The 14,245-nt window shown below is 40.9% G+C and carries 9 protein-coding genes; 7 read left to right on the top strand and 2 right to left on the bottom strand.

Annotated elements, in window-relative coordinates:
* Nucleotides 1-16: 16 nt before the first annotated feature.
* Entirely contained in the window at nucleotides 17-4,531 is a 4,515-nt protein-coding gene (gltB, locus tag B3297_RS04830) for a glutamate synthase large subunit (protein ID WP_286778525.1), read from the bottom strand.
* A gap of 303 nt (nucleotides 4,532-4,834) precedes the next feature.
* Between gltB and B3297_RS04835 the strand changes: the two genes are divergently transcribed.
* The 7 genes from B3297_RS04835 (at nucleotide 4,835) to B3297_RS04865 (ending at nucleotide 11,497) form a co-directional block, all read left to right on the top strand.
* Nucleotides 4,835-5,932, top strand: coding sequence for a mandelate racemase/muconate lactonizing enzyme family protein (locus B3297_RS04835; protein ID WP_070560672.1), 1,098 nt, complete (start codon nucleotides 4,835-4,837; stop codon nucleotides 5,930-5,932).
* 250 nt (nucleotides 5,933-6,182) lie between these two features.
* Nucleotides 6,183-6,554: a BlaI/MecI/CopY family transcriptional regulator gene (locus tag B3297_RS04840; RefSeq protein ID WP_070560671.1), complete on the top strand. Its 372-nt coding sequence runs from the start codon at nucleotides 6,183-6,185 to the stop codon at nucleotides 6,552-6,554.
* Nucleotides 6,547-8,022, top strand: a complete 1,476-nt coding sequence (locus B3297_RS04845) for an N-acetylmuramoyl-L-alanine amidase (protein WP_070560670.1) — start codon at nucleotides 6,547-6,549, stop codon at nucleotides 8,020-8,022. The genes B3297_RS04840 and B3297_RS04845 overlap by 8 nt, the downstream gene beginning before the upstream one ends.
* 21 nt (nucleotides 8,023-8,043) lie before the next feature.
* On the top strand, nucleotides 8,044-8,913 hold the full coding sequence (locus B3297_RS04850; protein WP_286778526.1) for a hypothetical protein: 870 nt from the start codon (nucleotides 8,044-8,046) through the stop codon (nucleotides 8,911-8,913).
* A 129-nt stretch (nucleotides 8,914-9,042) separates the two neighbouring features.
* A complete protein-coding gene (locus B3297_RS04855) occupies nucleotides 9,043-10,023 on the top strand; it encodes a deoxyhypusine synthase family protein (protein ID WP_046674101.1) in 981 nt (326 codons plus the stop codon).
* A gap of 91 nt (nucleotides 10,024-10,114) precedes the next feature.
* On the top strand, nucleotides 10,115-10,774 hold the full coding sequence (locus tag B3297_RS04860; RefSeq protein WP_254667620.1) for a hypothetical protein: 660 nt from the start codon (nucleotides 10,115-10,117) through the stop codon (nucleotides 10,772-10,774).
* Nucleotides 10,775-10,921: 147 nt separating this feature from the next.
* A complete protein-coding gene (locus B3297_RS04865; RefSeq protein WP_070560711.1) occupies nucleotides 10,922-11,497 on the top strand; it encodes a non-canonical purine NTP diphosphatase in 576 nt (191 codons plus the stop codon).
* 158 nt (nucleotides 11,498-11,655) lie between these two features.
* Here B3297_RS04865 and B3297_RS04870 read toward each other — a convergent pair whose 3' ends face one another.
* Nucleotides 11,656-14,184 (bottom strand): OstA-like protein, encoded by a 2,529-nt coding sequence (locus tag B3297_RS04870; RefSeq protein ID WP_286728036.1) that lies wholly within the window; start codon nucleotides 14,182-14,184, stop codon nucleotides 11,656-11,658.
* Nucleotides 14,185-14,245 lie beyond the last annotated feature (61 nt).

Here is a 14,245-nt window from a genome sequence, read left to right on the forward strand (position 1 = left end):
ATCTGTGCTTCCTATATTATGCTTCAACTAATTTTTGACGAATGACATTTTTGTATTCTCTCGGGAATACCTTAATGAATTTATTTTTTTCTCTTGACCAATTTTGTAGTATGAAATCTGCTCTACGGCTATTGGTGAGCAAGATATGACGTTTCAGTAAGGCGATAATTGCGGTTTCGTCTTCACTTTCCAATGGATCCAGATCGACCATTTCCTGATTACAGTTTTCGCGGAAATCTTCATTAATGTCGTAGATCCACGCAATACCACCGCTCATTCCGGCAGCAAAGTTACGACCTGTAGCACCCAAGATCAGCGCACGCCCCCCTGTCATGTACTCACAGCCATGGTCACCAACACCTTCAACTACAGCTGTTGCACCAGAGTTACGTACGGCGAAGCGTTCACCGGCCTGTCCGTTGACGAATAGATGCCCAGATGTTGCTCCAAATAGTGCAACGTTGCCAATAATGATATTATCTTCCGGTACTAGAGCACTTTCTGCAACTGGATAGATGGCTAACTGAGCTCCTGATAGTCCTTTTCCAACATAGTCATTGGCTTCACCTTGTAATTCAAATGAAAGACCTTTCGTTGAAAATGCACCAAAACTCTGTCCGGCAGAACCTTCAAATTTGAAATTGATGGTATTGTCTGGAAGACCTTCTGAACCATAAAGTTTTGAAATTTCATTGGACAGCATGGTTCCGATGGTACGGTCTGTGTTTTTTACTTTAAATGTGCCAAATACAGGCGTTTTGCTTTCTAAAGCCAACTTGGATTGTTTTAATAAGCCCCAATCCAAAATCATGGCCATACCGTGATCCTGCTCTTCGGTATTGTATAACGATTGTCCAGGCTCGTTGCGTTCCACATGTAGAATGTCTGTGAAATCAATTTTCTTAGCTTTCCAATGGTCTATATTTTCCCGTTTCTTTAAGAACTGAGCCCGCCCGACCATCTCGTTGATGGTGCGGAAGCCAAGATAAGCCATCGTTTCACGGACTTCCTCTGCTAGGAAGGTAAATAAGTTGACAATATCTTCTGGTTTTCCAGAGAATAATTTACGCAGTTCTGGATCTTGCGTTGCAACACCCACAGGGCATGTATTCAAGTGGCATTTACGCATCATGATACAGCCACCGGCAACCAATGCTGCTGTAGATACGCCCCATTCCTCAGCGCCCAATAGTGTGGCGATGATGATGTCACGACCTGTTTTTACCTGACCGTCCGCCTGCAACACAACGCGACTGCGCAATTTGTTTTTAACAAGTGTCTGATGCGCTTCTGCAAGCCCTAATTCCCAAGGCAATCCAGCGTGTTTGATTGAACTGATCGGGGATGCACCTGTACCACCATCAAAACCTGCGATAAGAATCACGTCGGCATGGGCCTTCGCCACTCCGGCAGCAATGGTACCAACACCCGCTTTAGAGACCAACTTTACGTTGATTCTTGCTTGACGGTTAGCATTCTTTAGGTCAAAGATCAGCTGCGCTAAATCTTCGATGGAGTAAATATCGTGATGGGGTGGTGGTGAAATTAGACCGACACCCGGTGTAGAGTGTCTGGTTTTTGCAATCCAGGCATCCACTTTGGCGCCGGGTAATTGACCTCCTTCTCCCGGTTTGGCACCTTGCGCCATTTTGATTTGTAGTTCGTCTGCTTGTGTCAGATAGTTGGAAGTAACACCAAAACGAGCCGAGGCAACCTGTTTTATTGCCGAGCGCATAGAATCTCCATTTGGAAGCGGTTGATAACGCAATTCATCTTCGCCGCCTTCACCGGTGTTCGATTTTGCGCCGATGCGGTTCATGGCGATGGCAAGGGTGCTATGCGCTTCGTGGGAAATTGATCCAAAAGACATCGCACCGGTTGCGAAACGTTTTAGAATTTCACTAGCAGGTTCTACTTGCTCCAATGGAATAGAATTGCGATGTTTTGCAAAGTCCAACAATCCGCGAAGGGTAAACATGTGTTCTTTTTGCTCATTGATTTTCTGCGCGTATTTTTTATAGGTCGCATAATCTCCAGTGCGACAGGCTTGTTGCAATAGGTGAATCGTGTCTGGATTCCAAAGGTGGCCTTCACCACGACGCTTCCATTGATAAATACCGCCTTCTGGCAATAGATTTTGTGGAGTACGGCTTTTTTCAAATCCGCGCCAATGTTTTGAAAGAGCTTCTTTAGCCAGATCATCCAAAGTCATACCGCCGATACGTGAGACAGCTCCGCAAAAGAATTTATCGACAACAGACTTGTCAATACCAAGTACCTCAAAGATCTGTGCACCGTGGTAGGATTGCAATGTGGAGATCCCCATTTTGGAGAAAATTTTCAACAAACCATTGTTAACGGCTTTGACGTAATTTTTGGATAGTTCAGGCCAAGTCAGTTCGGTATCCAAGGTGTTTTGTTCCTTCATGGTACGGATACTTGCCAAGGCCATATAAGGATTGATCGCTGTGGCACCGAATGCCAATAGGCAGGCAAAATGGTGTACTTCCCAAGCATCACCGGCTTCGACCACTATCCCTACAGCACCACGATTACCTGTTTTGATCAAGTGGTGATGGACTGCCGAAACAGCAAGTAATGAAGGTATAGCTGCATGTTTGGAGTCAATCGCACGATCCGAAAGAATGAGTACTTCAAAACCATCACGTACAGCATCATCCGCATAGCGGCACAAGCGTTCCAGACCGGCTTCCAATGATCCAGGTTTACCATCTGAGCGGAAGTAAGACTGGATGGTTTTTGCTTGGAACAATCCTGTATCGATCGAACGCAATTTCTCCAGTTCTTTGGAGGTCAGGATCGGATGCGGTAAGGTTACACAGTGACAGAATTTCTTGTCTTCGATTAGGATATTGCCTGCGTTACCGATAAATGTTGCTAAACTCATGACCAAGCGTTCGCGAATCGGATCGATCGGTGGGTTGGTTACTTGGGCAAAAAATTGCTTAAAATAACTTGAAATATGTTGTGGTTGATCGGAAAGAATGGCTAGCGGAACATCGGACCCCATGGAGCCTGTTGGTTCGTATCCTGTCAATGCCATTGGGGTCAGGATGGTTTCTAGATCCTCGCGGGAGAAACCAAATGTCTTTTGATATTTGAAAACAGAATCTTTGGAAAGATAGGTGTAGGTTACACGAGGTTCTTCCAGTTCTTCTAGCTTAATTTTATAGTTGTCCAACCAATCACTATAAGGCTGTTGGTTGATCAATTGATCTTTTACTTCGTTATCGGTGAGGATACGGCCTTGTTCCATGTCGACAAGGAAAATCTTGCCTGCTTGTTGACGGCCTTTTTTGATGATGGTAGACTCCTCGATCGGAAGTGCCCCTGCTTCAGAAGCAACAACGACGCGGTCGTCTGAGGTTACGGCATAACGTAGCGGGCGTAAGCCGTTGCGGTCTAATGTAGCACCAATATGCTTGCCATCGGTGAAGCAGAGTGCTGCAGGACCATCCCAAGGCTCCATCAAGGTTGCGTGATATTCGTAGAAAGCACGTTTTAAAGGATCCATTTGCGTATTGCCATCCCAAGCCTCAGGGACCAACATCAACATCACATGGGTGAGACTACGTCCGCTATGTAAAAGCAGCTCGGCTACATTGTCAAGGCAGGCAGAATCTGATTGACCACGGTCAACAATAGGAAGTAAGATTTCCATCTCTTCTTCCGTAAAATACGGCGATGATAAAGCGCGCATACCTGCGTAAAACCAATTCAGGTTACCTGTCAATGTATTGATCTCGCCATTGTGTGCCAGCATACGGAATGGCTGAGCGAGGGACCATGAAGGAAAAGTATTGGTGGAAAAGCGCGAGTGAACTAAGCCAAAAGCAGATACCACACGAGGATCGCGTAAATCAAGATAATAAGTTCCGACCTGGTATGTTGTTAATTGACCTTTGTAAATAATTGTTTTGCAAGAAAGCGATGCAAAGTAAAGGGGGAGAGGGTATTCTTGTTGTTGTTTAACTTTTTGAATGATCAGGCGACGTAGTACAAAAAGTTTGCGTTCAAATTCTTCAGTGTTTGAAACGCCGTCCGGTCTGCTAACAAAAAATTGGACTATTTCAGGTTCTGCACTGAGCGCTGTTGGTCCAATACCTTCACGATTGACTGGTACTGGACGGTAGCCAAGGAATTTCATACCCCTTTCTGCTGCCGCTTCCTCAATCAAATCCCGACATATTTTGTTCATGTCTTCTTCTTTTGGAAGAAAGACCATACCTGTGCCATAATAACCTGGCTCTTCCAATTGTATACCCAAGTTGATACATTCTTCCCATAAAAATTCATGGGGAAGCTGGATCATGATACCCGCTCCATCACCGCTTTCTGGGTCACAGCCACAAGCACCACGGTGCTCCATATTCTCCAACATGGTTAATGCATCTTTTACTTGTGCGTGTGATTTATTCCCTTTGATATGGGCGACAAAGCCTACCCCACAGGCGTCATGCTCAAAATTAGGGTCGTAGAGGCCCTCCGTTTTCGGTCTTTGTTGAATCATCTTTCCTTTTCAAATATTATACATTGCTAATATAGGAATAAAAAACGGAAATATTATAAATATTATAATGAAAATGTATTTAGTTTGATTTTATCATTTCTTTTGATATGTTTTATTGCCGATATTGTATTTGATATTCGCCGCAATCAATTCAGTTTGATGCATCGCTGAATAATGCAACATTTGGCAATATTTTTTGTGGGATATGGAAAAATCATCCCAAGATTGCAAGAATATATATAAATTAGGCAAAGTATTGCATATCCTTTATGCTGTATCGACATGGCTTAACTAAAGAGTGAGATGAAAATAACTGAAATTGAAATTTATCGACTAAGCATTCCTATGGAACCTTTTGTTATCGCAACAGGGACGATGGATTATGCGCAAAATACTTTTATACGTATATATACAGATGCTAATATATATGGTGTGGGCGAATGTTCTGCCTTTCCGATGATCGTAGGAGAAACACAAGATACTTGTTTAGTTCTGGCAAGGGATTTTGCAAAGATTTGGAAGGGGCGCGATCCTTTGGCTATAGAAGAGCGTTTGGCAGAATTGGACCTATATATCGCCGGTAACAAGACGATCAAATCAGCTTTTGATATGGCCTTGCATGATCTGGCGGCCAAACATGCTGGTCTGCCACTTTATCAATTTCTAAAGGGAGCGAAGCGAGAGATTACGACAGATATCACCTTGGGAATTGCGTCTCCAGAAGAGATGGCGTTGAAAGCAAAACGTTTACAGAGCGAAGGTGCGGTCATGTTGAAAGTTAAGTTGGGAAAGGATCCAAAAACAGATATTGCGCGTATACGTGAAATACGTAAGGCTGTTGGATTCGAAATGCCTATTCGTGTTGATGCAAACCAAGGCTGGTCTTATGAGGAGGCATTAGAAGCATTACAGGGGTTGGAACCTTATAAGATACAATTTTGCGAGCAACCGATGCGTACATGGGACGACGAATATTTACCGCAATTGCGTGCAGAAACAATTGTTCCCGTGATGGCGGATGAATCCGTTTATTCTCAACATGACGCAGAGCGTCTCTGCAAAGCGGATGCTTGCGATTATATCAATATTAAATTTTCGAAATCAGGAGGCATACAGGAAGCCTTAAAAATTAATCATATTGCCGCGGAATACGGTATTACTTGTATGATCGGAGGGATGTTGGAATCTCGCTTGGCTTTAGCAGCTAAAGTACATTTCGCTTATGCTGCACCGAATGTCAAGTTTTTTGATCTGGACACCTGTATGGTTGGCCATCTGAAGGACCCTGTTATAGGTGGGATTCAATATGATGGATACAAAATACATATCTCAGACCAAATTGGAATCGGAGCAGATATGGAACAGACATTTTTAGATCAATGCGAGAAATGGATCATTTAAATTGAAAAAATATGAATAGTATGAACTGGGGAATAGGGACACAAGAGATTATTGTCCTGATTATTATCATTATCTTTTTGATAGCGGCCTTTTTGTTTTTCTCTAAGTTGTTGAAAAAGTAGGTTTTAATTGCCTTTTTTTGATTGAATTCCTTCTGTGAACTTGTTTTTCAGTTTTATAACTTATTTTTAAGTTGTAAAACTGAAAAATAAGTTATAGCTTTATATTAGTATAAACAACGCATCAAATTATGGAAGAATTAACAAAAAAAGAAGAGGAAGTCATGCAGGTGATCTGGAAACTCAACGAGGTCTTTGTCAAAGATATTATTGAGTATCTGGATCCAAGCAGTTCAATTCCTTATAATACAATCTCCTCGATTGTAAGAATATTGGAAAAGAAAGGGTATGTAGGTTATAAGGCCTTCGGAAAAACTTACCAATATTATCCTTTGATTTCGAAGATGCAATACCGGAAATTATCATTCTCGAGAGTGCTCGATCATTATTTTGATGATTCGGTAGAGAATTTACTCTCTTTTATGGTAAAAGAAAAGAAGCTTTCGGCGGAGGATATTCAGAAAATAGAACAACTCATCAAAAAACAAGAAGATCATGAATAGCTTACTTTATTATTTATTTGAAGTTAACTGCAGTCTGGTAATCGGGGCAGTTCTTTATTTTCTGGTATTCAGACAGCTTTCATTTTTTCAATGGAACCGTTATTTTATCCTAGGTTTATGTTTGTTGAGTCTGCTTCTGCCATTTGGAACTGTACGTTTGGGTGAATTATTTCTTCCGTCGGCAAGTCCGGCTCTCGCTTTTGGACAATCCAATACACTAACTCATTCCATCGGAACTGCGAGTGGTCTCGTGTCAGAAGTAGAAATGGCCGATTCTTTCTGGCATTCTTTTTCGATCGGATATGGCATTGCTTATGGTTATCTGCTTGTATCTTTTGTATTGTTGTGCCGCTTTGCGTTTCGCTATATCCGCTTGTACCGTCGAATTGGACAGTTAAGTCAGTATAAATTTGACGGATTTACAATGGTTGCTCCTTTTGGACATTATGCGAATTGTTCTGTGCAGCATGTCATTGTTATGGAAGAGGATCAGCTCAATACGCCAGAAGGTAAATTGATTTTTGAGCATGAGCGTCAGCATATTGTTTTTAATCATTGCCGGGATAAATGGTTGATAGAAATTTTTCGTTGCCTTTATTGGCTAAATCCATTTGTTTATTGGTTGCGTAGACAGCTGTATTTGCTGCATGAATATCAGGTAGACGAGGTGTTAGCCAATCGATATGGTAACAGCGGCTATGCCCGTTTTCTACTGACTCAAACACAGCAGCCATGTCCCACTGGGTTGCAGAGTAGTTTATTTAAGAATAGACATGAGTTGGTGGAGCGGGTACAGGTTATGATGTCAAAACCTTCCTCCAAAAAGGCAAGATGGCAGTACGTATTGACTATTCCATTACTAGGTCTTTCACTGTTATTTTACTCTTTTATTAATCCACCGAAGAGCACTTGGTTTTCTACTTCTTTAAAAGAAGGAAGTAATCGGTCTAAAACGATCATTCTTGACCCCGGACATGGAGGAAAAGACACGGGTGGTATTTCATCTTTCGGATTGGAAGAAAAATCATTGACCTGGGAAACCTGTTTGCTTTTGAAACAGGAGCTGGAGCGCAAGGGGCACAAAGTCGTATTGTCAAGAGCGGCTGATGAATATAAATTACTCAGAGACCGATCGAACGTTGAAGGGGATTTATTGTTATCAATCCATTTCGACAATGTAAAGGGCAAACAATCTCTTCCTATACGGATATTATATCAGTCGGGGGTTAGTCATACGATGCTAGAAGAGCTTAACCGCAAATTTGCGTTTAGTTTGGGCCAAATGTTGCAACAGAATGGACTGGCTGCGGGTACTCCAGCGATAAATACAAAGCTTGCAATTTTACGCGGTGCTAAAATACCGGCGCTTCTCCTTGAGCTGGAGAACATCAATGCCATTGATAAAAACGTAAAACCTGAATTTATCCATAAACTAGCACAGGCTATAGACCAAAGCTTTGAAGACTAAGCGTTAATTTTCGTAGATATCATGAAGTTTAGGATACTTATAGGGTTATCCATGGCATTGCCATGTCTGTTATCGGCGCAAATAGTCCCCAAAACTAAACAGCAATTAACCGACAGCACGATGCTGCGAAATACTGGATCCGATTCAAGGAGGATAGATACAGTGCTTGTTGAGGGATCAGGGCCTCTCGAACAGCAACTTTTGGATCGGGTCCGTATTCGAACGGGCAGCAATCCCGTTTTATTGAATGGAAATACGTTGGCTGTTTTAAATGCCATTCCGAGTATACAGGTAGACGAATTAGGCAATTTTTCTTTACAGGGAAAAACGGGCGTGTTGATTACCGTCAACGGCAGGCAGACCTATCTCAACGGAACCGCTTTGATCGCCTATTTAAAATCTATCCCGGCAAGCTCTTTAGAGAGCATTGATCTCATGACCATTCCACCAGCAAAATGGAGTGCGGAAGGGGCCGGTGGAGTAATTGATATTCGTATCAAAAAGGATGTCCTGAAAGGTCTAACAGGAAATGTTTTTTTAGGAGCATCAAAAGGAAGGCTTTGGAAATGTAATAATGGCGTGGGGCTGCAGTATGGAATGAAGAAATGGACCTTAAACTCCAGTTTTTCCGTTGCACGCTCTTCGAATTATTTTGATGTTGACCGTAGGCGTGAACTTGCGTATCGTGAAAATGTTCATTATGTGATCGGACAGCTGAATAAAGAGACGAATAGCACGCAGGAATTAAATGGTCGTTTGGGCATGAGTTATCGAATCGACAAGCAGTCGGCTATTGAATTGAACTGGAATTATCTTCGCAATAATTATGAGGAGATAGGCGTCTATCAAAATGATTTTTCAGCCGATGGAACATTTATAAGTGCAGCCTAGGAATACGATTCCTTTTACATTTGTTAAAAAAATGTGGTCTATACGTGTTTTGAATCTCTATTGGGACGAAAATAGATTATATTCAGTACCTTTGCGGTACTTATTATTTTATAAAAGTTAGAAAATATCATGAGTACTCAAAAAGGACCTATTTCTCAATTTATTGAGCATAATTACCGTCACTTTAACGCAGCTGCATTAGTAGACGCTGCAAAAGGTTACGAGGAGCATCTGTTGGATGGTGGAAAAATGTTGATCTCTTTAGGAGGTGCAATGTCTACTGCCGAATTGGGTGTTTCTTTAGCAGAAATGATCCGTCAAGATAAAGTACACTTTATTTCTTGTACTGGTGCCAATTTGGAAGAGGACGTGATGAACCTTGTCGCACACTCACACTACAAAAGAATTCCGAATTATAGAGATTTGACAGCTGAGCAAGAAAGAGAGCTATTGGATAATCACTATAATCGTGTTACAGATACTTGTATTCCAGAAGAGGAAGCTTTTCGTCGTCTGCAAAAACATCTCGAGGATGTTTGGCATGCTGCTGAAGCTAAAGGTGAGCGTTACTTACCACATGAGTTTCTTTATCAAGTTGTTAACTCAGGTGTGTTGGAACAATATTATGAGATCGACCCAAAAGATTCTTGGATTGTTGCAGCCGCTGAGAAAAATTTACCGATCGTATGTCCGGGATGGGAAGATTCAACGACAGGTAATATCTTCGCTTCCAATGTGATAAAAGGTAAATTGAAAGCAAGTACAGTAAAATCGGGTATCGAATACATGATTTACTTGACAGAGTGGTACCGTAACAACTCCGCAGGTAAAGGTGTTGGATTTTTCCAAATCGCAGGCGGTATTTCTGGTGACTTCCCAATCTGTGTAGTTCCGATGATGTATCAGGATCTTGAATGGGAAGAAGTGCCTTTTTGGGCTTATTTCTGTCAGATTTCGGATTCAACAACTTCGTATGGTTCTTATTCTGGTGCTGTTCCAAACGAGAAAATCACTTGGGGCAAATTAGATATTGATACACCTAAATTTATCGTAGAATCTGACGCGACGATCGTTGCGCCATTAATTTTCTCGTATATCTTAGGTCATTAATCTTTTTGACATACAGAAAGGAGCGATTCTTCGCTCCTTTTTCTTTTCTCTTTTTCTTCTTTATCTTTACGGTTTAATATTTCTTTTCCCGATGAGCAATCTTACAACAGATAATCCCGTTGCACTTCAGGCCTTAATGGATGAAACCATCTTTGGAAATGGTTTTAATTTTCAAGCCGATCTGTCTGTACATCCTTTACAGGAGGAGAACAGTACTCATGTGCAATATGCTGACCCCTCATCCTCGACAACGAAAGATACCTCGTATTTGGCAGTGGGATTAGGTGCGGAGCAGGCCGCTATGGCTATTGGGTCCGGCAGGGTTGGCGATACTGTTGACAATCTGGAGGTATTGGGTGGTGAATTTATTTATCAAGGAAATAAGGATCAGGGCATACTATTTATATTGCGCTACGAGCAATATCCCTACTTTTCGCCCGCAGCATTGGACGCCTTTGAAAAAACAATTGGTGCCTTGAAATTGACTAAAGAGACCGTTGCGGTACTCAATTTGGCAAATCCCCATAATCCGAATGATTTTAAGCGCATTATGCAGTTTTTTCAACCGACTAAGATTATATTGTTGGGTGTGGAACCCGCGTCTTTAAAACTTCCATTTATTGAACATAATTCCTACATGAAAGGCCGTATTGCAACGGTTTTTAATACGTTCAGTTTTGAAGAGATGTTTGTCGATGTGAATAAAAAGAAGCTGTTCTGGAACGAATTTAAGACCTTTATTGTTTCCTGATTTTATCAGATACTTGTTCTGAATAAAAATTGGGGTTTAATGCTTATTTTTGGGGGCGTGAATTCATGGAAAGATAGTAACATACTACAACGTGAGGAGCACTGTCAACAAAGAGAAAGAACAAACAAAAAGCTAAATTTGAAGAAGATGCTAGAACTTGTATTTGCAACCAATAATGCCCATAAATTGGAGGAAGTCCAAGCGATCGTGGGAAGTGCTTTTATCATTAAGAGTTTAAATGATATTGACTGTAGCGATGATATTCCAGAGACAGGAGAGACCTTTGAGGAAAATGCCAAGCAGAAAACAGACTATTTGGTTAATAAATATGGACTTTACTGTTTTGGAGATGACTCAGGTTTGGAAATTGATGCATTAAATCGAGAACCGGGAGTTTATTCAGCACGTTATTCGGGATCAAGGGATATGGAAAAGAATATTGATCTTGTCCTACAAAAATTAAGCGATAACCCCAATCGTACAGCGAGATTCAAAACAGTTATTTCATTATATTTGAATGAGCAGCAGCACTTTTTTGAAGGCAGTATCGAGGGGAAAATTATTGAAGAACGTAGAGGTATTGATGGCTTTGGTTATGATCCCATTTTTATTCCGAATGGCTATGATAGGACGTTTGCCGAAATGACAGCGGCAGAAAAAAATAGCATTAGCCATCGAGCGATTGCTGTTGGTAAACTTGCTACATATTTAAAAACGAAATAGGTTAATAACTACCTCATTTGAGTTATAAATAGAAATTTTCATTTCTCTGAGCTAAGGAATGAGTGCGTCTGATACGATCAGGAGATAGCCTTAAATTAAAAAAGCAGCGCAAAACAATTTGTTTTGCGCTGCTTTTCTGTGCGACTCAGTATTGGCGGTTATTTAGCTTTTACTTTTGTTTGAATACTATCTTGAGCAGGTATTATCGCCGATTTATTGGTTGTTGAGTCAGACTTTGCAGCTGCTTTGTCGGTTGCGGTCTTTACATTTGTTTTTGTAGCGCTAACTTTATCCGTTGTTTCAGACGGCTTAGCTGTTTTGGTTACAGCGTTTGTTTTATTGTTTGCAGCGCCCACCTCTTTTTCTTCCTCGAGCGTTTCGGTAGCACCAGCTTTCTTAGCGGCACCTTTTTGAGGGGTCGTTGTTTTATCGCCTTTTTTAATAGACTTCATTGTCCCGGATTCTTCACCTTCTGGTGCAGTCGGAACCGTAAATGACGCTTTTGAAAGATCCCTTTTTCGATTTAATAAATCATCTTTTGATTTAGGTCGATCTTCGGGACGCCAGGTGAAATTCGGAAGAAATTCTTTGTCGGCCGTGACTTCAGCAATGGGATAGACTTTGCCATCCACTTTTCGAATAGATACATATTCCTTCAACTTATTATCTTCCATCAAGATCTTGAAACGACTGCTTCGATCATGTACAAGCTCAGTGGTTACATTGGTCTTTTCATCAATATTGTAAAAGATATTTTCTGCATTGCCATCAACAAACAAACGTTCCATACGGTTATTGGTGAAAAAGCTGGTAATCTTACGACCCTTAATCTGATTGAACTTTAATGAGTCGCTTGTTGCGTTCACCATGAAAGCATTACCGACGAGTAAGGAATTGTCCAATTTCTGATTCTTTACCTGTAAAAATATGGTATCTCCGGAGATTTGTGAGTTTTCGGCCCACATCATTGGTTTTCCCATCAGCCTGAACATCGAATCTTGCATACCATAATACATGGAATCTGCTACAGCCTGCAAGTCTGATTTAAATAATCGTGCATTATAGTAGGCTTTTATAATCCGTGTTTTAGCAGTATCCTGTGCAAGAGAATCTCTTCTATTCTCTTGGGCATTTTTTAAAGCTGCTCCCATCAATTTATCGGATTCACCGCCTTTGGGGATGATCGCTTTTTTACGCAAAACACTATCAGCCTTGAGGTTTTTTTCAATTTCTATCTTGTTTTGATCGCCGACAATAACTGGCGTTTTCTTTGGTGCAATCGGTTTTTTATTTATAAGTGTATCTTGTACTTTTTTAATGCTCTTTTCAAGAACCGGTTTGTCACTGTCTTTTTTAGACAAACTGTCTATTCCCTTGTGAAGGTTAACTCTTGTGTTATCTGATGTACCAGTAGAATCAACTGTTGTTGAGCTGGAATCCTGGTCACCATAATCCACTTCATTGTCATCTTCAATAGCCCCACCTTCACGATTCAATTTAAAATCTTTTGCAATATAATCTCGGCGAAATATCATCTGTGAGAAGAGGGTGTCGGCTGTCATAAAAACAGAATCGACTTGTGAATCAGCCTTAAGGGTTTTACTATTATCGCTTTTGATATTCTTACCTGGATGTTCCTTTTCTTCTAGAACAACTTGCGATGTGGCTTTATTTGATTTGAGTTCATCTTTGTTTTGTTCTTTTTCAATCTTCTTCAATTCCTTGGCTTCATTTTTTCGCTCTTTCTCCGATTTTTGTTGGGCAGGAGACAAAGAAGATACAGAATCTTTTTGTGTTGAATCTTTTTTGACCACCGAAATAATCAGGGGTTTGTCTGTCATTGTAATGGATTCGTTCCTCCCGTTGTACAAACCAAATCCACCATAGGCGTAAAATTTGTCTAAGGTATCAACAAAGACCACATTTTTTACGGCTTTACCGATTCCCACTTGTCTATCGTAGAATAGGCTGTCTCCTTTAAGAAACTTTGTCCCTTCTGTGTAGAGGTTGTTTTTAGAGAAATAAGCCTGGCCCGTTGCCATATGGTATCGGCCTTTTTCAGTATACAGGTTTTCCCCTTTATTTCCCTTGATATTCGTGGGACCATAGAAATCAGTAATGCGTGTATTACCATTATATTTCATGGAGTCTGTGTAGACTTTTACATTGGTCGATCGAACCACAACTTTTTGATTGAAATAAGATTCCCCTGTATTTTCGAAATAAGTAGCTCGCTGGCTTGTAATTGTATCGCTTCCTGATAGAATACGCCCGCCGCTGTAATAATTACCGATTTTACTTCGCATATTGTAGACAAGATGATCGGTCGTTAATACCGATCCACTAGTGCTGACCATTCGAACAGCGTCTGTAAGCGTAGCGAGCTGCATTGCTGCTTCATAATGTAATTTATTGGAAAATATCTGTGTCCCGTCGGGTTGAGTAATGATTACGTTTCCAAAGGCTTCAAAAAATTGTCGGCCAATGTTGTCTTTATGTAAATAGCCACTATCTGATGATAGCGTTGAACCTACATGTTCATAGACTGGACGGTAAAACAAAATATTGCCGTCTTTCCCAGTAATAATATGGGATGACGAAAGAAGCTTTAGTTCATCCTGTTTCTGTGCTTGGACCGACAAGCCAGTTAAAATAAATACAATAAGTGTATAAATGTATTGTTTCACAAGGGCAAAAATATGGATTTTAATTGCTACTTCACTGGATTTCACAAATTTTAAGAGTTGA

This window comes from Sphingobacterium sp. UBA3519, assembly GCF_002377215.1.
GTDB lineage: Bacteria > Bacteroidota > Bacteroidia > Sphingobacteriales > Sphingobacteriaceae > Sphingobacterium > Sphingobacterium multivorum.